At 33.5% G+C, this 18,337-nt stretch carries 20 protein-coding genes and 1 riboswitch; of the genes, 9 read left to right on the top strand and 11 right to left on the bottom strand.

Annotated features, from left to right (window positions below; translation table 11 throughout):
- Positions 1 to 22: 22 nt before the first annotated feature.
- Positions 23 to 186, bottom strand: a riboswitch (cobalamin riboswitch).
- Between the two features lie 183 nt (positions 187 to 369).
- From X929_RS08355 to X929_RS08325, 7 genes are all read left to right on the top strand, one after another.
- A complete protein-coding gene (locus X929_RS08355; RefSeq protein WP_103067570.1) occupies positions 370 to 669 on the top strand; it encodes a stage V sporulation protein S in 300 nt (99 codons plus the stop codon).
- A 2-nt stretch (positions 670 to 671) separates the two neighbouring features.
- Positions 672 to 926 (top strand): hypothetical protein, encoded by a 255-nt coding sequence (locus tag X929_RS08350; RefSeq protein ID WP_103067569.1) that lies wholly within the window; start codon positions 672 to 674, stop codon positions 924 to 926.
- Positions 910 to 1,872, top strand: a complete 963-nt coding sequence (locus X929_RS08345) for a DUF1385 domain-containing protein (RefSeq protein WP_103067568.1) — start codon at positions 910 to 912, stop codon at positions 1,870 to 1,872. The genes X929_RS08350 and X929_RS08345 overlap by 17 nt, the downstream gene beginning before the upstream one ends.
- 817 nt (positions 1,873 to 2,689) lie before the next feature.
- Positions 2,690 to 4,015: a transcription termination factor Rho gene (rho, locus tag X929_RS08340; RefSeq protein WP_211286760.1), complete on the top strand. Its 1,326-nt coding sequence runs from the start codon at positions 2,690 to 2,692 to the stop codon at positions 4,013 to 4,015.
- Positions 4,016 to 4,034: 19 nt separating this feature from the next.
- Entirely contained in the window at positions 4,035 to 4,772 is a 738-nt protein-coding gene (locus X929_RS08335) for an alpha/beta hydrolase (RefSeq protein WP_103067567.1), read from the top strand.
- 24 nt (positions 4,773 to 4,796) lie between these two features.
- Complete coding sequence (pyrE, locus tag X929_RS08330; protein ID WP_103067566.1) at positions 4,797 to 5,387, top strand: orotate phosphoribosyltransferase; 591 nt, start codon at positions 4,797 to 4,799, stop codon at positions 5,385 to 5,387.
- A gap of 90 nt (positions 5,388 to 5,477) precedes the next feature.
- Positions 5,478 to 6,839, top strand: coding sequence for a Do family serine endopeptidase (locus tag X929_RS08325; RefSeq protein ID WP_103067565.1), 1,362 nt, complete (start codon positions 5,478 to 5,480; stop codon positions 6,837 to 6,839).
- A 59-nt stretch (positions 6,840 to 6,898) separates the two neighbouring features.
- Here the strand turns inward: X929_RS08325 and glmM are convergent, their stop codons facing one another.
- From glmM to X929_RS08305, 4 genes are all read right to left on the bottom strand, one after another.
- Positions 6,899 to 8,221, bottom strand: coding sequence for a phosphoglucosamine mutase (gene glmM / locus X929_RS08320; protein WP_103067564.1), 1,323 nt, complete (start codon positions 8,219 to 8,221; stop codon positions 6,899 to 6,901).
- Positions 8,222 to 8,226: 5 nt separating this feature from the next.
- Entirely contained in the window at positions 8,227 to 9,078 is an 852-nt protein-coding gene (locus X929_RS08315; protein WP_211286759.1) for a carbohydrate ABC transporter permease, read from the bottom strand.
- Between the two features lie 13 nt (positions 9,079 to 9,091).
- Positions 9,092 to 9,994, bottom strand: a complete 903-nt coding sequence (locus X929_RS08310) for a carbohydrate ABC transporter permease (protein ID WP_103067563.1) — start codon at positions 9,992 to 9,994, stop codon at positions 9,092 to 9,094.
- A 117-nt stretch (positions 9,995 to 10,111) separates the two neighbouring features.
- A complete protein-coding gene (locus tag X929_RS08305) occupies positions 10,112 to 11,353 on the bottom strand; it encodes an ABC transporter substrate-binding protein (protein WP_103067562.1) in 1,242 nt (413 codons plus the stop codon).
- A gap of 366 nt (positions 11,354 to 11,719) precedes the next feature.
- On the opposite strand from X929_RS08305, the gene X929_RS08300 reads away from it, so the two are divergent.
- Complete coding sequence (locus X929_RS08300) at positions 11,720 to 12,250, top strand: dihydrofolate reductase family protein (protein WP_103067561.1); 531 nt, start codon at positions 11,720 to 11,722, stop codon at positions 12,248 to 12,250.
- Between the two features lie 101 nt (positions 12,251 to 12,351).
- On the top strand, positions 12,352 to 13,275 hold the full coding sequence (locus X929_RS08295) for a carbohydrate kinase family protein (RefSeq protein WP_103067560.1): 924 nt from the start codon (positions 12,352 to 12,354) through the stop codon (positions 13,273 to 13,275).
- Here the strand turns inward: X929_RS08295 and X929_RS08290 are convergent.
- From X929_RS08290 to X929_RS08260, 7 genes are read right to left on the bottom strand one after another with little or no spacing between them, the layout of a single operon-like run.
- Positions 13,245 to 13,865 (bottom strand): ComF family protein, encoded by a 621-nt coding sequence (locus X929_RS08290; protein ID WP_103067559.1) that lies wholly within the window; start codon positions 13,863 to 13,865, stop codon positions 13,245 to 13,247. The genes X929_RS08295 and X929_RS08290 overlap by 31 nt on opposite strands.
- Positions 13,866 to 13,872: 7 nt before the next feature.
- Entirely contained in the window at positions 13,873 to 15,141 is a 1,269-nt protein-coding gene (locus X929_RS08285) for a HEAT repeat domain-containing protein (protein ID WP_103067558.1), read from the bottom strand.
- A 49-nt stretch (positions 15,142 to 15,190) separates the two neighbouring features.
- The gene (locus tag X929_RS08280) at positions 15,191 to 15,619 is read right to left on the bottom strand and encodes a hypothetical protein (RefSeq protein ID WP_103067557.1); all 429 of its coding nucleotides are present in this window, start codon (positions 15,617 to 15,619) and stop codon (positions 15,191 to 15,193) included.
- A gap of 1 nt (position 15,620) precedes the next feature.
- Positions 15,621 to 16,136, bottom strand: coding sequence for a hypothetical protein (locus X929_RS08275; RefSeq protein WP_103067556.1), 516 nt, complete (start codon positions 16,134 to 16,136; stop codon positions 15,621 to 15,623).
- Positions 16,137 to 16,138: 2 nt separating this feature from the next.
- Entirely contained in the window at positions 16,139 to 16,762 is a 624-nt protein-coding gene (locus tag X929_RS08270; protein WP_103067555.1) for an LptA/OstA family protein, read from the bottom strand.
- A complete protein-coding gene (locus X929_RS08265; RefSeq protein ID WP_103067554.1) occupies positions 16,759 to 17,532 on the bottom strand; it encodes a patatin-like phospholipase family protein in 774 nt (257 codons plus the stop codon). Before X929_RS08265 ends, X929_RS08270 begins: the two co-directional genes overlap by 4 nt.
- 2 nt (positions 17,533 to 17,534) lie before the next feature.
- Positions 17,535 to 18,329, bottom strand: a complete 795-nt coding sequence (locus X929_RS08260) for a patatin-like phospholipase family protein (RefSeq protein WP_103067553.1) — start codon at positions 18,327 to 18,329, stop codon at positions 17,535 to 17,537.
- Between the last annotated feature and the right edge of the window lie 8 nt (positions 18,330 to 18,337).

Below are 18,337 nucleotides of genomic sequence, written 5' to 3'. Positions count from 1 at the left end.
CTATCTCTTTGGCGCGAAGAGATAGAAAAAGCTGCATTATTCAGGTCTCCCGACTTTCGGATCACTCTACTTCTTACGCCTTCCCGGAACTTTCCAGTGGCTTTTGTAAGTTTCGTCCCCGATAACGGTGGCGCGACCGTAACGGATTTTCACCGTTTTCCCTAAAAACAATGCAGTAAATATTAATTTCATTACTTGCCGTGAGGCTGCTTCCTTACTTGCCGTAAGGCTGTTTCCTTACTTGCCGTGAGGCTGTTTCCCTTTCAATTATACCACCTAGATATTCTTTTTTCAATTTTTACTTTGACATTATCTAAATTTATGATAAAATAACTATATATAGCCTGTCCACAAAGGAGGAGCCAAGACATGGAAGTGTTGAAAGTCAGTCATTCATCTGCACCGAACAAAGTAGCAGGAGCTATAGCAGGGGTTCTATCAAAAACAGACGAGGTTGAGCTACAAGCTATTGGAGCAGGAGCAGTTAATCAAGCAGTGAAGGCTATTGCAATTGCAAAGAGATTCATTGAGGCTAAAGGAAAAGAGATATACGTTATCCCTGGTTTTGTGGAGGTTGAAGTAGGTTCGGAAAAAAGAACAGGTATTAAGTTTAAAGTGGTGGCAAAGGTTTCTGAAAATATTTCCCCAGAAGAGTATTCTCAACATTAACAATGAATGAAAATGAGAAAGTAATAAAAGAGATCATTGAAGCGTGTTCAAAAAACACGCACCTTTTTGATATAATAAAAGATATTAGTAAATTAGATAATGATAAAAGGTACAAACTGCGTAGAATGGCGTCTCAAGTACTTAATAAGAATAATGGAATAGACAAAGAGGCTATAAAATTTTACTATGTAGTTACTGAACAGGGTGTTGCTGAAGAGATTTTAAGGAGGATTCATTCTAGTGAAACGAAAACCTAAAACTGTAGGTGGACAAGCGGTTATTGAAGGCGTAATGATGAAAGGTGTAAATACTGTAGTCGCAGTAAAAAGGAAGGACGGAAATATAGCGGTTAAAAGATTAAAGGATAACTCTTGGGGAATTTGGGAAAAAATACCTATTATTAGAGGTTTTTTTGTATTGCTACATTCTATGATAGTTGGTATGAACGCATTGTCTTATTCGGCTAATGTATCGGGAGAAGATGAGGAAGAATTAACTACAAAAGATATGGTCATTGCTATATTAATTGCTATTGTAGTTGCAACCTTAGGGTTCGGTGTTTTACCTGTATTTATAACTAGACCTTTCAACATCAAATCTGAATTTTGGTTTGCTTTCATTGAAGGTTTCATAAGGGCACTCATGGTTGTAGCCTACATCTGGGGTATTTCTTTCATGAAAGATATAAAAAAAGTTTTTCAATACCATGGAGCTGAACATAAAAGTGTATTTACCTATGAGAACAACGAACCTTTAGAGGTTAAATATGCTAAAAAGTACACAACTTTACATCCAAGATGTGGTACTAGTTTCTTGATAATTACGGTGTTTGCCTCGATTATTGTTTTTGCTATAACAGGTGGATTAGGGTTCAATTCAACCTTACAGAAAGTAATATCTAGAATAGTACTTCTTCCTATAGTTGCTGGATTAGCTTACGAATTTCAAAGGTTTACCGCAAAAATCATCGATACAAAAATAGGAAAAATTCTTGCCTATCCGGGTTTGATGCTTCAAAAAATTACAACAAAGGAACCTGAAAAAGAGCAATTAGAAATAGGGCTCATATCCTTAAAATATGCTCTCAAAGAAGATTTTGATGGAGAAGTGATTTTAGATAACCATGGAAACCAACTTGAAAATCAAAGCACAGAAAGCAAAGTCTTTGCTCCAGATGTAACCTCCCTCAAAACCGATTCTTAAGCCCCCAAAATATCTCGATTGGCTTTTTAATAATTTTATGATGCTTAATACTATTTATATTATATTATATTTCTTGAATTAGGTATGGACTTCATTTAAATTCTCCGAAGAATATTTCTTATTCTCCACACTTTTTCTATAGTTGCACTTTTTTTGATTAAGAGATTACTTCGTTCTTATGATGTGGCATGCTCACAAAATTTATTAATATATTATGAAGAGTATGAGATATTTTCTTATGCTAGCAAAAAAATATAGAGAAACAATTAAGAAATAAAAGAATTCTCAATAATAAGATTTTGATTTTAAAGGGGTTACAGGGCGGAGCCCTTTTGCTGATTTGTGCAGAAGGTTCTTCATAATACTTTAGAAGTAACATCCTAATTCTCATTTGCGAAGCTTTTGTCGTTTTATGCAAAAAGTTTTTTCATAATGCTTTAGAAGTAACATCCTAATCCTCATTTGCGAAGCAAATGATGTTATGCGAACTTGGGGATCTTAAGGGGCTTACCCCTTAACGTAGTGGTAAAGGGGCTCTAAAGCAGTTTCTTGAATTTCCAAAGATAGTAACTAAATGATAGACACTTTAGAAATAAAAAGATTTTAAAAAATAAGATTTTGATTTTAAAAGGGTTACAGGGCGGAGCCCTCCCCCGTTCATCCGGGCGGGCTGCTGGGCGAAGGGGAGCTTAAGCAGATTGTATGTAACTTAGAATGATGGAGGTATTTTAAAAGTTTTTGGATTCTAGAATCATGGTTTAAAGTAGGTTCCAGAGTTTCTAAAGAAAGTAACTAAATGAAATAAGGAGGAATTTACATGGATGAAAATACTAACAATGTAGTTTCCAAGAAACAAAGTAGGGATAATATTCAAGCTATTGAAATTAATATGGCTAAATTGAATGAAATGACAAGAAAAGACCTATACGAGCTAGCCCGTAAACTTGAAATATCCAATTATTCTAAGATGACAAAAAACGAATTGAAGTTTGCTATTTTAAGAAAACAAACTGAATCAATCGGATACTTTTTTTATGAAGGGATTTTGGAGGTGCTGCCCGACGGTTATGGTTTTTTAAGAAGCGTAGACAATTCATTGTTGCCTGGAACTGATGATATATACGTTTCTCAATCTCAGATTAGAAAATTCAACCTTTTCACTGGAGACATAATAGCTGGTCAAATAAGGCCTCCAAAAGAAGGCGAAAGATTTTTCGCTTTATTAAGAATAGAAGCGGTTAACTCTTTGCCTCCCGAAAATGCGCGGGACAGAGTCTCTTTTGAAAATTTGACTCCCGAGTATCCTAAAGCCAGGATGGTTTTGGAACATAAAAGCGCACCATACAGTTCAAGAATAATTGATCTATTCTCTCCTATAGGTTTTGGGCAAAGAGGTCTAATTGTTGCCCCTCCAAAAGGTGGCAAAACTACGCTGTTAAAAGATATTGCCAACTCAATTGCCGAAAATTATCCTGATACTAGAAGGTACATACTTTTAATAGATGAAAGACCTGAAGAGGTAACGGATATCAGAGATACAGTAGATGCTAACGTTATAGCAGCACCTTTTGATATGGATCCAGAAAATCAAATAAGAATCGCAGAAATGGCTTTGGATCACTTTAAGCGGCTAGTTGAGTTTGGTCACAATGTAGTTGTGCTAGTTGATAGTTTGACCAGAGTTGCACGTGAATATAATCTTTATGTACCATCCAGTGGAAAATTGCTGAGTGGAGGTCTTGATCCTGCAGCTGTTATTTTCCCAAAGAAATTCTTTGGTGCTGCAAGAAAGATTAGAGAAGGCGGTAGTTTGACCATTCTAGCTACGGCATTAATAGAAACAGGGTCCAAGATGGATGAAGTGATATTTGAAGAGTTTAAAGGTACAGGAAATATGGAGCTGGTGTTATCAAGAGAAATAGCTAATGAGAGAATATTCCCTGCAATAAACTTAAAATTATCAGGTACCAGAAAAGAAGAATTGTTATATAGCCCTGAAGAGATGAAAAATACAATTATTTTAAGGAAGTTCATTAACGATATGTCCCCAAAAGAGGCTTTAGAATTTATCTTGAGTTTATTAAGGAAACATAAAACTAATGATGAAATAATGGAAGCAATAGAAAATCAAAAAGCTTTGTGAAATGTGATATAATTTATTTATGAAAATATATCATAGATACTACTTACCAAATACGAATAACCATAAAAATTTATATCTGATTCACGGTCTTGGAGAATATTCCGGAAGATATGTGAATTTCATTAAGCAATTAAATGAGATAGGTATTGTTGTTTTTACCTTTGATCTTCCGGGACATGGTTACACTCCGGGCAAAAAAGGTGATATAGAAAATTTTTACGAGATTTATTCTTTTTTGGAAAATTATGTTCAAGAAGATTATATTCTATTTGGACACTCTCTTGGGGGGTTAATTGCCTCAAGATTCGTTGAAATAACAGAAAAGAAGCCCCAAAAACTTATTCTCTCTTCTCCTGCCTTGGGTGATATTAGGAAACTAGCCTGGCTATTAAACCTTTTCTCGATATTTCCAACCCTTTCTTTTTCAAATGGAATCGATCCATATGAGCTATCTACTGATCAAAAAGCATGTGAATTATATAAAAAAGATCCGCTAGTACACGATAAAATAACTGTCAGAACAGCACGTCAAATGTTTGACGAAGCTGAGATTGCCCTAAAAGAAATAGAAAAAGTGGATATCCCTACATTGTTGCTTTTCGGAAAAGAAGATAAAATAATCAATATTGAAGAGTATAAAAAGATAAAGAATTCAAACATAACTCGAGTTTCTTTCCCCAAAGGGAAACACGAGTTGTTCGAATGTATTTACAATAAAAATGAATTTTATAATAAAATTCTCGAATTTTTAACATAGAGATATCAGGAGGTAAAAAGCTTAATGGACAATCATTCAACAAATGATGAAACTAAAGTATTAGAAATATTGAAAGACACTGGGGCTTTTTTAACGGGGCACTTTTTATTATCATCTGGATTACATTCAGACACATATATTCAATGTGCAAAAGTTCTTAAATATCCAGATTATTCTGAACTTTTTGGTAAATTAATTGCTAAAAAAGTAGAGTCAAAAATAGACTATGTTGTTTCTCCTGCATTAGGCGGAATTATTATTGGGTACGAAGTTGCAAGAACTTTAAAAGTTCCGTTTTTATTTGCTGAGAGAGATGAAAAAGGAAACATGAGTTTACGTAGAGATCAGGTAATCAAAAACAATAGCAAAATACTAATAGTAGAGGATGTAATAACTACAGGGAAGTCGACGTTAGAAGTTGCAAAATTGGTTGAAAGTAATGAAGGGGTTGTAACTTCGTTCGCTTGCATCGTTAACAGATCTTCCAAAGAGGTATTAGAAAACAGAGAAATCATATCGCTGGTAAATATAAAAGCTGCTACCTACTCACCAGAAAACTGCCCATTATGTTTCCAAGGTTTAGAATTAGTAAAACCAGGTAGTAGAAAACAATAAAGAGAAACGACGCTAAATATTCAAGCTTTTAAGTTTCTTTTAAGAAGTTAGTTTATAATTTAAGTGAATAAAATATTCGGAGGTGCTAGTATGAAAAAATCTATCTTGTTGTTATTAACGGTATTTTTGCTTTCTATATCTTCGTTTGCAATAGTGAATGAAGGTTACGTAAGTCCAGTAGTTAAAGTGGTTGAAGAGGCTGCGCCAGCTGTTGTAAATATTGAATCTACTCGTTCAGCTGCGGTCCCAATAGATCCCTACATTAGACAATTTTTTGAAAGATTTTTTGGTCAAGAAATGCCTGAGTATCAAACTAAAGGAGTGGGTTCTGGCTTTATTTTCGATAAAAGAGGTTACATATTGACAAACTACCATGTGATAGAAAGTGCAAAGGAGATATCTGTATCCTTACCGAATGGAAAGAACTATGATGCTGAGTTGGTAGGCGGAGATAAAGATCTCGATTTAGCAATAATTAAGATAAATGCTGATGAAGATTTACCAATACTGCCCTTAGGTGATTCAGATAAAATTAAGATTGGAGAAGATGCAATAGCTATAGGTAATCCATTGGGTTTACAAAATACCGTTACAGTGGGGGTTATAAGTGCAACCAATAGAAGTATTCCCAAACCCGGGGGAAATGGGAACTATGTTGATTTAATACAGACTGATGCTACTATTAATCCGGGTAACAGTGGAGGTCCTTTGCTGAACATACATGGAGAAGTCATAGGAATTAACACTGCAATCGCAGTAGATCCTCAACTGGGAAGTGTGAACATAGGGTTTGCCATTCCTATTAACATAGCAAAAAGATTCGCTGATTCTGTTATGGAAACCGGTTCCTTCCAAAGAGCTTATTTAGGTGTATACATCAGTAATATAACCGAAGAATTGAAAAAATCTTTAGGATTAAAGGTAGACAAAGGGGCCTATGTGCAGGATTTGGTACTAGGTGGATCCGCAGAAAAAGCCGGTATAAAAGTAAATGACGTAATAGTAGAAGTGAATGGCAAAAAAATTGAAAATGTAGACGATTTAACTTCCTTAATATCCACTTATCCAGCAGGGACTACCGTAGAAGTTGTTGTAGATAGGTTTGGAGAAAGGATTACTTTTAATGTAACTTTGGGAAGCCAAACACCTGAAGTAGTAGAAGCCTATTTTGGAATCGTAGTTAGAAATATAACTTCTGAGGATAGGCAAAAATACAATATAAGAAGTAGTATTCAAGGAGTCATTGTTGAAGAAATACAAGACGATACATATGCCCTTGGGCTAAGGTCAGGTGATGTTATTACAGAGATAGCGGTTAATGGAGTGTATTATGATATACAGAACATAGATGACTGGAAGAAAATTGCCTCATCAGTAGAAAAAAATAGTTACGTTGCCTTGATAGTTTATAGAAATAATGTTAGATATGTAATTCAATTCTTCTATAGATAAAAAATAATCATTTAAAAAACGGGGTGAAAGTTAAAAAGCCCCGTTTTTTAAATGCTATTTCACCCATTATCAATACTTTGTACAAGTTGGCTAAATTCTGTGATACATTGTTCAATTGTTTCTTTATTGGATCCTTCAGTCATTATCCTTATCTTAGGTTCAGTTCCAGAAGGTCTAACTATAACTCTGAATCCTTCGATACTTTGATATTTTTTTGTTAAATTTTCAATTCTAATGTCTTTCATGATTTTTGCTTTATCTTTCACTGTCACGTTTTCCAAGTGTTGGGGATATTTAGGTATTTCTCGGAGAAAATCATAAAGCGATTTAGAAAAATATTTCAACGTTTCCAAAGTCTCTAATGCGGTAATTATTCCGTCTCCTGTTGTAGATCTATCAAGAAATATAATATGTCCTGATTGTTCACCACCAATTATTGCATTTTCATCCAGCATTTTTTCTAAAACGTATTTATCACCTACATCCGTTCGCAGAAGAAGTATTTCATTTTTCTTTAAATACTCTTCTAAACCCAAATTACTCATAATTGTTGCAACAACTACTTTATTTTTTAACCTGCCTTGAGCCTTCAACTTCAGAGCGTTGATAGCCATTAATACATCACCATCTACCAGATTACCATAATGGTCTATAAAAAGGCATCTGTCCGCATCTCCATCGAACAAGATTCCGAGGTCGTACTTTTCTTCCTTAACTATTTTTGACAAAGTTTCCGGTGAAGTAGAGCCACAGTTTGCGTTGATATTGAAACCATCGGGAGCATTTTGGTATACAGTATAGTTCAAACCGAGTTCACCAAAAATGTCGTCTATTATAGCTCCAGCGGCACCGTTACCTACATCAACAGCAATTTTTAAATCTTTACATTTTATATTTTCTTTGTACAAAGAAACCACGTAATCAATATACTCTTTTTTTGAGGAATCTTCTATGTATCTTCCAATATCTATATAATCCGAGTATTTAAATAACCCCTTCAAAATTATTTCTTCCAACTTTTCTTCTGTCTCGTCTGAAACTTTGAACCCTTCACAAAAAACTTTTAATCCGTTGTACATTGGAGGATTGTGAGATGCAGAGATAACAACACCCAACGACTTTTTTTCCTTTGTTATAAACGCTAATCCCGGTGTGGTTAGGACTCCACATGATTCAACGTCCATTCCGCCTGTCAAAGCTCCAGAAGCTAAAGCCATTTCTAATGCCTTTCCTGAATTTCGTGTATCTCTTGCAATATACAATTTCTTATACTCAGAACCGAAAAGATTAGCAAGTGCGTTTCCAAGTTTCATCGCTAAGTCAACGGTCAACTTTTCATTAACAACCTCTCTTATGCCATCTGTTCCAAACAAAACTTTCATCTATATCATCCTTTTACGCTTCCAGCTGTTAAACCTTGAACTATCCTGTTTTGGAACACTAAAACCAAAATAACCAAAGGCATTGTAACTATTACTGAAGCAGCCATTAGTTGTCCCCAGGGAACTTCGTAGAAGGTTCTACCAGTAAACATAGCAATTGCAACTGGAACTGTGTATTTTTCGGGAGTCTGCATAAAAGTTAAAGCAAATAAGAATTCATTCCAAGCTTGAATAAAAGCCAACAAACCAGTCGTGACCAATCCTGGAGCGGAAAGAGGTAAAACGATTCTCCACAAAGTTTGAAATTTAGAACATCCGTCTATATAAGCGGATTCTTCAATCTCTTTAGGAAGCTCTCTGAAGAAATTTTGTAATATCCACGTTGTTAAAGGTAAGTTCAGGGCAATATATGGGATTATCAATCCCGTATATGTGTTTATTAATCCCAAATTTCTGAGTAACTGAAAAAGCCCACCCAATATAGAAACCTGAGGGAACATACTTACGGCAAGTATTAGAAGCATCAAGGGACCTTTCCCGGGAATCTTTAAGCGAGCTATTGCGTAAGCTGAAAAAGAACCAACAATTACAGAGAAAATTGTAGTTGCTCCAGCTACTATAATAGAGTTTAATATATTTAATCCGAAAGGTCTCTCAGTGAAAACTTTTATATAGTTTTCAAAGGTAAAACCTTGAGGCCAAAGGGTGATGTTTTTTGTAAAAAGATATTGATCCGCAGTAAAAGAGCTTTTAATGGCCCAATAGAAAGGGAAAATATAAAAGATAACCATCACTATAACGAAAATATATAAAATTGTTCGTTGAGTGTTTCTCTTTGTTCTCATTCCCCATCTCATATTTTTATCCTCCTCAATCTAATTTAATGTTCAAAGAGCGTATGTAAATAAGTGTGAATATACCTATGATTAAAAATATTACGACTGATAATGCCGAACCATATCCAAACAAACCTCTTGGAGAGAAGATATTATCCATTAAAAGTGACCTATTGTAAACTGCGAGAGTTTCCGTTCCAACTGACCCTTGTGTCATTATGTAAACAATATCAAAGACTCTCAAAGCGTCTAAAGTTCTAAATATTAAAGTCACACCAATAGTAGGCCTTAATACAGGTAAAGTGATAGAAGTGAATTGTTTCCATATATTTGCACCATCTATTCTAGCTGCTTCGTACAACTCATTAGGTATGGTTTGAAGCCCTGCAAGAAGTAAAAGAGCAACAAAAGGAGTAGTTTTCCAGACATCAACGCCAATAATCGCAGCCATAGCCATACCCGGAGTCCCAAGAATTGGGGTACCTTCCTCAAGTATTCCTAAATTATACAGCATTATACTTATTACACCATATTGGTCATTATACATCCATTTCCACATCTGAGAAGAGACCGCTGTAGGTATTGCCCATGGAATCAAAACAGCCGCCCTTACCAAACCTCTCAATTTAAAGTCCGCATTCAATATTAAAGCGGTTCCTAACCCTAAAAGGAATTCTATTACTACAGAAAAAAAGGTAAAATATATTGTATTCCATAACGAACTCAAAAATCTAGGATCTTGAAACAAATTGATATAATTTTGAAATCCTACGAATTCTCTTTCAAATCCTGGTCTGAGAGACCATTTGAAGAAACTATCATAAAGAGTTTGCCCCAGAGGATAGAAGGCGGTAATACCGATAGCAATTAAGGTTGGGATAATAAGCCAAAACGCAAGCCAGATATCAGATCTTTTATAAGTACCTTTTACTTTCATTGAAGCACCCCCTAATTATAATCTAATACATTGTCCTCATATTATACACAAAGGCGGTAGACGGAGGAGCTCCGTTTACCGCCCACCTGTGGGAAATTATATCAAATTCTTCTTTTTTTATTCAACTAAAGATTTAAGGTTTCTTGCTAAACTGTCCAAAGCTCTTTCAGGGGTAGATTGGCCTGTTAGAACTTGGTGTACGGCAACTTGGATCTCACGTGAAATTTCATTATATATTGGAGAAACAGGTCTTGGTTCGGCATTCACGAAAACATCTAAAATATCTGGATAGAAATCATTTGCCTCTATAGTTCTCGGATCGTTGTATGCCTCCACCATAGTAGGTGTTTGACCGGTATAAACAGCCTTGTAGACTTGTTGTTCTTTACTAACTAAGAATTTGATCAATTTTTTAGAAGCTTCTACTTCTGCAGGAGAAGAATTTGCATTGATACCAAGGTTCCATCCACCTAATGTAGCAGAATTTCTTCCATCTGGTGCTGGTCCCTTTGGTAAAACTGTTATACCAACTTTCCCAGCAACAGGAGACTCTGGAGTGTTAGCTAAAGACCATGCATATGGCCAGTTTCTCATAAAAACAGCATCACCATTTTGGAAAACTCTTCTTGCTTCTTCTTCCATGTAGGTAGTTACTCCCCTAGGACTCGCCCCGTCTAATATCAATTTATTCATGAAGGTTATTGCAGCTAAATTGTTATCATAGTACTCAGGATCATCAACAACAACTTTGCCATCTTTCATTATTTCTCCGCCGAAACTGTGAACAAATTCCATAACATCACAAGTTAAGCCTTCATACCTGGCTCCCTGCCATACGAAACCATTGATTCCTTCTTTTGCTGAGATATCTTTTGCAGCTGTGTACAGTTCATCCCAAGTTTCTGGAACATCGTAACCGTACTTTTCCAAAAGATCTTTGCGGTAATAAAGAATACCTGCATCAGTAAACCAAGGGACCGCCACTAATCTGCCATCTACAGTATTTGAAGCAACGGTTCCAGGGAAAAACCCATCAAGTCCAAAATAATCGTAATCGTCTGTTAAATCTACTAAGAATGGGGCAAATTCTGCGGGCCAAATAACATCAAGCATCAATACATCTGGATCCGGAGTGCCTGAAGCTAAGTAAGTAACGTAAAGATCGTGCCTATCCGTAGAGCTGTTTGGCATTGGAAGAACATTTACAGTTATATCTGGGTTTTCTTCCATAAACATTGCAACTTGTTCATAGAGAACTTCTAATTCCCTTCCTACTGCGCCAGCCGTCATCGTGATGGTAATGGAAAAAGCACTCAACACCATCGTCAATATAGCAAATAAAACAACTACTTTTTTCATACTACTGCCACCTCCTGATATGATATAATAAAGTTAAATATTTAAATTAATCATTTAAAATTATATCACCTTTAACTTTCATTTCAAAAGATAATTATTCCCGATTAGAAGTTTTTAGAATTAATTAGAGACGATTAAAAGCGATTAGAGCTTAAAATCTAATTATTCCTCTAAAATGAAAAGTTCTGTTATAACTCTTATTGAAAAGATAAAATTAATTAAACATTTTGAACATAGTCATGGTTGTTAGATTTTTTCAAAAAAAAAGAATTTATGAGTGGTTTGCTGGCTAAAAGGGAGTAGATCAGATTCCAGTATTTCTAAGGTAAGTAAAAATTTAAAAATTTTAGAGGGGAAGGATTAATTATGAGAGTGAAGTTAATAATGGTTCAAAGTATCAATGGAAAAATTAGAATAAAGAATAGTTCACAAAGAAGCTGGTCATCAGCAGAAGATAGAGAACATTTCTATAACATAACTGAAGATATTGGTGTAGTAGTAATGGGGAGAAAAACATTTGAAGAGATAGGTTCTCCTTTAAAAAAAAGAATTAATATTGTATTGACTGGAAATCCTGAAAAATATAAAGAAGTTGAGTTGAAATATGGCAAATACCTCTACTTTACAGACAATCCTCCTGAGATATTGTTGGACGAACTAGAGAAGAAAGGTTACACAGAAATTGCATTAATTGGGGGTTCTACAATAAATTCCTTGTTTTTAGAAAAAAATTTAATCGATGAAATTTTTCTATCCATCGAACCGGTAATTATTGAGGGTGATCTGTCTATTTTCAATTATGTAAATGATAAACATACTTTTAAACTAAACGATGTTAAAAGATTAAATAAAGATACTATTCTTTTACATTATCTGAAAAGGGATTATGAAGAATAGCTACTTAAGAGATAAAAGGATTTTCAGAAATAAGACTTTGATTTAGAAGATTTTAGAAATTTAATAAAATCAAATAAATTTGATGTTAGAGGAGGAATAGAGTGGTTAATTTTGCTTCTTTTGGTGAAGTGTTGATAGACTTCATTTCTAAAGATTATGTAAAAGGGTTAAAAAATGCAACTTCCTTTGACAAATTTTTAGGAGGTTCACCAAGTAATATAGCTGTTAACATCGCTAAGCAGGGGTTTAAATCTGCTGTAATTTCAAGGGTAGGTAGGGATCCTTTTGGAGATTTTATTCTTGAACAATTAAATAATTATAATGTAGATGTCCGGGGTATATCACAAGATGAGCGTTTTCATACGGACATTGTTTATGTTTTGAAGTCTAAATCATCTCCTGAATTTTATCCATTAAGATCTGCCTCTTTAAATTTAGATATTGATGATACATATTTTGATATTGTTAAAAAAGCAAATATCTTTCATTTTTCTTCTTGGGCATTATCTTCTGATAAAAACTTGAAAAATACACTCAAATTGTTAAAAGTTGCCAAAAAGAATAATGTTTTAATAGGATTTGATCCTAATTATCGAGAAATATTGTGGAAAACATCTTTAGAAATAGGAGATGTCCTAAAATTGGTTATGCCTTATGTAAATTTTATAAAACCTTCTTTAGATGATTGTGAACATATCTTCAAAGAAAGTAAAAATGAAGAAGAATACATAAATGTTTTCCATGAACTGGGAGTAAAAAATGTACTTCTTACATTAGGAGAAAAGGGGTTTATATTTTCTGACGGTAAAACGATTACTCATTTTGACTCTTATGCAAAAGAGGTAATAGACACAACGGGAGCAGGGGATGCATTTTGGTCAGGTTTATACATAGGAATGATTATAGGTTTGGATGTTATAAAAGCGGCAAGGTTAGGGAATGCCTTTTCAGCAGAAAAGTTAAAATATGTGGGAGCGATCTGTGATATAAAAAATTATAAAGAATTATTAAGAGAATATCTATAAGCTTTTGCTACAGTAATGCCTATTAAAACATCACATTTATTGATGAGCAAATTACCCGCCTCGTTCATTGAAGCCCCTGTAGTATACACATCATCTATAATTATAATATTCTTAGGAGGAGTTTGTAGTAATTTTATCTTATTTTTAACGTTTTCATTTCTCTTTCGATAATTCAATTGGGCTTGCCTTTTATGAGTTTTTGAGGAAAAGAGATTTATTAAAGGGAAACCTAAAAGGTCAGAAAAATGCTGAGCAATTAAGTGAGCAGGTACAAATCCTTTTTCATAAATACTTGAGTAATTTGAAGGCACGTATGAAACGGTATAATTTAGTTCAGGAAATTTTAAATCAATAAAAAACTTTGCGAGCATATTCCCCAAAAGACTGGCAATCTTAGGATGTGAATGATATTTGAATTCGATTATTAAGTTTGACAAAGGATACTGGTATTTACCATAATGATAAACTTTAAAATCACCTTCTGAGAGAGAAGGTGAATAAAGATTTCCTCTACAATTGTGGCAAATAAGTTCTCCAAAAACTATAGGTTTTTCACAAACCATGCAATGAGGTTCAAAAACTGTGGTCATTATTTTTTTAAAAATTTACTACCATCTCCGCATTTAAACGTAGTAGAGCATTTAACGCAGCAAGTTTTAAATTGCCGTTTTCGTAAGGGTCTTTAAGTATTTGATTTGGGATTTCCCAATAATCTTTGGCCTTAAAAAATTTCAGTAGGTTGACGGCAGCTTTTCTTAAGGAAATAGGATACATTTTGTTGAGAGCGATTAATGATACATCTTCTATAAAATTATCTAATTTTAATTTTCTTATTATTTTTAATCCTTCCCTTATTCGTTTGGAAGATAATGAATTGAGAAAGTTAGGCACGTAATCTTTAAGCATATAGTCTTGAAAATAAATGAGATAGTCACTTGCTCCGATTACTAAGTCATCATCTACAGCAGATAACAAGTCCCTACAAAATTCCACATAACCCATATCTTCCTTTTCAGTAGCTAATTTTAATCCAAACTTTACGACTTTTGCCTCTTCACTGTTCACCAATTGGTCGATCAACCAGGTAGGAATAGAATCAATTCCACAAACTTTCTTTGACGTATTTGCAGCCAGTTGAAGAATGTGGATATCTTTTTCTTCTTGAATGATTTTTTCTATGAATTTATTAATAATTTCACACGGTAAACCTGAAAAGAATTTTATTATTATACCTTTAGTTTCATTGTTGCAATCAAAGTATGTTTCTTTTAGTGAATTAAAAAAGGTATATGCATCTTCCCTTTCATAGAATCTTCTTAGTGCCATAACTTTAACGCTTTTATCTACTTGTTCGGATTTTAAGGTTTCAGAGATGTTCTCCAAAGCTGAAATCAATTGTTTTATCTTAACGTAGGGATCATTTTTCATTTTACTAATAATCTTTTCTGAATCTTCAGGGTAGAATTCCAAAAATGTGGATATCAGTTGATATCTAACCACTGGATCAGGATCTTCAGTAAACTCCAAAATAAATTCTATTGGTTTTATACCCATTTGAATGTAGCTGATAGTTGCTTCTTTTCTAATGTTTGCGGAAATGTCTTTCAAAGCCTCTTTTATAGAATTTTCATCCAAAACACCCATTTTATCTAAGTACCTATATGCAGAAAATCTGACGTTTTTATCGGGATCTTTTAAAAATTTTTTTATTTTTGGAACATCAATTTTTTGTTTTGTTAATTCTTGAATAGCTTTGGATTTAAAAGAAGGATAAGGAGAATCCAACATATCAAAGTAAATTTGAATATTCTCTGATTTTATTCTTTCTTCTAAAATCTTATAGGTTTCGATTATTTCATTGGCCATTGATTAATGATTTCCTCCTAAGTTTTGTCTTTTGGGGTTTTTATGAAATCTAAAAAGGGATGAAAAGTTTTAACTTATGCTTTTCATTCCATATTACATTTAAAAATTTTCCATCGTATGAAAAAGTTGTTATGTTTCCTGAAATTAATGTGGATCCTTTATCCCATCCGGAATCTTTATAACGGTAAATTTTTTGTGTTAATTTATTGTATGAAAAACCAACTAGTTTGCCATCAGATGAATTCCCAAGGACAGTTGAAGAATCATAGGAGGTCACATTTTTCATTTCGTTCTTAGCAACAACTATCACTTCCATAACGGCATTGGAAATAAGATTTAGATTAACCATTTCATCTAAGGAACTTTTTAGAATCATGATTGTACTTGAAAAAGTACCTATTACGATCAACATTGATAAAGAAACAATAAAAATTTCAAAAACACTTTCTATTAGTAGAAATCCTTGATTTGTGTTCATCTCAAAAAGGTTCAGCTAAGAAGATTGAAAAGTCAATCCTTCCATTTACTACTCTTAAGTTCAACTTTAAATCATCGATAAAGTCAGCTGGTTTTGGAACTAGGTAACCTATTTTTATTGCAAAATAGTTCAATGGATCGTCAGTATTGTTGAAGGGATATCCGACATACAATTTTGCTAGAATGTTATTAAAGTTCAAATTAAAGCCACCGTATGCCAATGTACCTGGAAAGTCTTCACCATAAACCCATAACAAACCGGCATCTAAAAAAAAGTTTGGGTATATATCAAAAATTTTAGCGGATACATCAGTAATGGTAATTAAAGAGAACGTTTCTTCAAAATTCGGGCTAAGGTCGAAATCAAGGTTGAAAGAATCTGATTCCAAACCACTCCTTATAGCAAATTTGAAACCTTCGGGATAATTCAGCAAAGAGAAACCTACGTCGTAATAGGTTTGAGAATAAGTAAAAACAAAAAGAGAAAGTACAAAAAAAACAACAAAAATCTTTTTCATGGTTATTCCTCCTCTGATACTTCCAAAGTTAAACTGACCGCTTGTGCCTCAATATCGTTGGTTTGGGTATTGAAAGTGGCATAGGTTGAAGTCATATCAATTTTTTTTACAGAATTTATGATATGAACATTTTGGGAAAGGGTGAGCATGTTTTCATTTTCGACAAAAACAAAGGTTTTTGCGTTTATTATATAATCTTCTTTTTTTATCAAAACCAGATCTTCAGAACTTCCTTCGTATTTTTTGTTATTGTTATCTATTTGAAGTTCGTCAGAATTTATCTCAATCTCTGATTCTTCAGTAAAAATCTTAGCTAAAACATTCCCCAAAAGGGTTCCCTTTTCAGTTTGAAGGTCAAAGTCCATAGATGTAGATGTAGCTTCAAAAGTTTCTGCTGTAATATAAACATTGTTGGTGGTGACTTTTCGCCATTCGTCGTTAATCAGAGTAATGGTGGCAAAATCAGTTAAAATAGAAAGATCCTCTTTTTGTATAAGAACATTGTTTTTCAATATGTACCTACTTTCTTCCCCTTTAACTTCATCTGCTTTTACATTTATTTGTGCAGAAAAAATAAACGTATTTATTATAATAAGTATTAAAAAAAATACAGTAAAACGCTTCATACTTTGGCCTCCAAAAAAACATTAGCTTGATTTTGACCTTCAAAAAAAGCGGACATATTAAAATAATTTTTTAATCGTTTTTGGGGTTCAATGGTATTAAAACCTTCAGTTAATAAACGATAGTTTTTTAACGTTCTGGAATAAGAGACTTTTAAAAGAATTTCAACGGTATTTTTTGGATATGGATAAGTTAAAATAGGATCAAAAGAAATTATTACTGCATCTTTAGGGAATTTTTGAGGAACAAAAGAAATATATGAAGTTGGAATAAAAAACCCGCCTTGATATTCATAATAACTATAATAAGGTGGAAACGCTAATTCCATCATTAACATATCGACAATTCTTGTATTATTCTTCAACGTGATTGCTTTTCTACTTTTAAGTTCAAAGACTTCAAAACTAATATTTTTTCCAAGTGAAGAAAGTGTTTGATTACCAAAATAATCTTCCAAAAACGTTTTTAAATTATCTGGATTGTAAAGGGACATTTTCCCTCTTCCCAATCTTATCAATGCAGTTGTTTGAGCATATCTACTGTTGTATAATTCGGTGGAGGTAATTATCTCACCTAGGGGATTATTTTTTTCATATATGAAATCTTTTAAACGACCGAAAAAATTTACTCCATGCAAAGAATAAAATAATCCTTTTAAACTACCCAGACCAGAAGTATATAAGTTTAAATCTTTTTCTTTTTTTGTTATAAACTCTAAAACACCAGACTCCCAATAAAAGCCTTCAAAAGATCCTCCCATTACTAAGTTCAACGTTACTCCCTCACTTTATTTCGTTTATGTTTTAAAAAATTTTTAGCATCTTGGTATATTTCAATAAAATTAGAAAAATCTTCCCAAGAATACTCAATTGGAAATGTGTAAACTTCTTCAGCTTTATTCACTTCATAGTTGACCATCAAATCATTTTTATAATCATCCATAGAAATTAAATAATCTAATCCATCGTTAAATTTAAAGTCATTTTTTAATTCACCGTTTAAATCACTGGCTATCACATAATCTGCCCCTAACTGTTTAGCTAAGTTTACTGGAATGGGCGTCAAAATTCCTCCATCTAATAGATTCATTCCCCCCAATCTCAAGGGGGGGAAAACTCCGGGAACACTTGAAGAAGCCATAACAGAGTCAATTATGTATCCTTCTGTGATCTCAACTTCTTCACCGCTTTCTAAATCATATGAAACGATTCCTAGTTGTATTTTACAATCGGAAAAGCGTTTACGTCCATACAACTGTTTGTAAATATCGTAAACAAAATCATTTTTTAAAAAACTTTTGCCTGCAACCATTTTAGGAAAATTAGTAATTCTGTTGTTTAAAGTTCTAAACTGTGAATCTAGAGCTTTTTTCTTTTTAACGGTTAAATCTTTGAATATTTGAAATAAGTCCACATCAGGGTTTAATGCATAAAAAGCCCCCACTAACGCACCTACACTGGAGCCTGTTACTACTTCGATTTTTGCTTCTCTTTCTTTCAGTTCATCTATTAAGGCAATGTGAGCAGCCCCTCTTGCACCACCACTACCTAAAGCTATTCCGTAAGTCATTGTCCCCT

Source organism: Petrotoga olearia DSM 13574, from assembly GCF_002895525.1.
Classification (GTDB): Bacteria; Thermotogota; Thermotogae; order Petrotogales; family Petrotogaceae; genus Petrotoga; species Petrotoga olearia.
The sequence above is the reverse complement of the archived record's forward strand: the minus strand, read 5'-3'. Positions and strand labels throughout refer to the sequence as shown.

Coding starts and splice junctions, on each gene's coding strand:
- X929_RS08280 (WP_103067557.1), bottom strand. CDS start 15,619: ATGAACACAAATCAAGGATTTCTACTAATAGAAAGTGTTTTTGAAATT.
- X929_RS08270 (WP_103067555.1), bottom strand. CDS start 16,762: ATGAAGCGTTTTACTGTATTTTTTTTAATACTTATTATAATAAATACG.
- rho (WP_211286760.1), top strand. CDS start 2,690: ATGGATGAAAATACTAACAATGTAGTTTCCAAGAAACAAAGTAGGGAT.
- X929_RS08275 (WP_103067556.1), bottom strand. CDS start 16,136: ATGAAAAAGATTTTTGTTGTTTTTTTTGTACTTTCTCTTTTTGTTTTT.
- X929_RS08290 (WP_103067559.1), bottom strand. CDS start 13,865: ATGACCACAGTTTTTGAACCTCATTGCATGGTTTGTGAAAAACCTATA.
- glmM (WP_103067564.1), bottom strand. CDS start 8,221: ATGAAAGTTTTGTTTGGAACAGATGGCATAAGAGAGGTTGTTAATGAA.
- X929_RS08300 (WP_103067561.1), top strand. CDS start 11,720: ATGAGAGTGAAGTTAATAATGGTTCAAAGTATCAATGGAAAAATTAGA.
- X929_RS08325 (WP_103067565.1), top strand. CDS start 5,478: ATGAAAAAATCTATCTTGTTGTTATTAACGGTATTTTTGCTTTCTATA.
- X929_RS08315 (WP_211286759.1), bottom strand. CDS start 9,078: ATGAGATGGGGAATGAGAACAAAGAGAAACACTCAACGAACAATTTTA.
- X929_RS08310 (WP_103067563.1), bottom strand. CDS start 9,994: ATGAAAGTAAAAGGTACTTATAAAAGATCTGATATCTGGCTTGCGTTT.
- X929_RS08260 (WP_103067553.1), bottom strand. CDS start 18,329: ATGACTTACGGAATAGCTTTAGGTAGTGGTGGTGCAAGAGGGGCTGCT.
- X929_RS08355 (WP_103067570.1), top strand. CDS start 370: ATGGAAGTGTTGAAAGTCAGTCATTCATCTGCACCGAACAAAGTAGCA.
- pyrE (WP_103067566.1), top strand. CDS start 4,797: ATGGACAATCATTCAACAAATGATGAAACTAAAGTATTAGAAATATTG.
- X929_RS08285 (WP_103067558.1), bottom strand. CDS start 15,141: ATGGCCAATGAAATAATCGAAACCTATAAGATTTTAGAAGAAAGAATA.
- X929_RS08305 (WP_103067562.1), bottom strand. CDS start 11,353: ATGAAAAAAGTAGTTGTTTTATTTGCTATATTGACGATGGTGTTGAGT.
- X929_RS08350 (WP_103067569.1), top strand. CDS start 672: ATGAATGAAAATGAGAAAGTAATAAAAGAGATCATTGAAGCGTGTTCA.
- X929_RS08335 (WP_103067567.1), top strand. CDS start 4,035: ATGAAAATATATCATAGATACTACTTACCAAATACGAATAACCATAAA.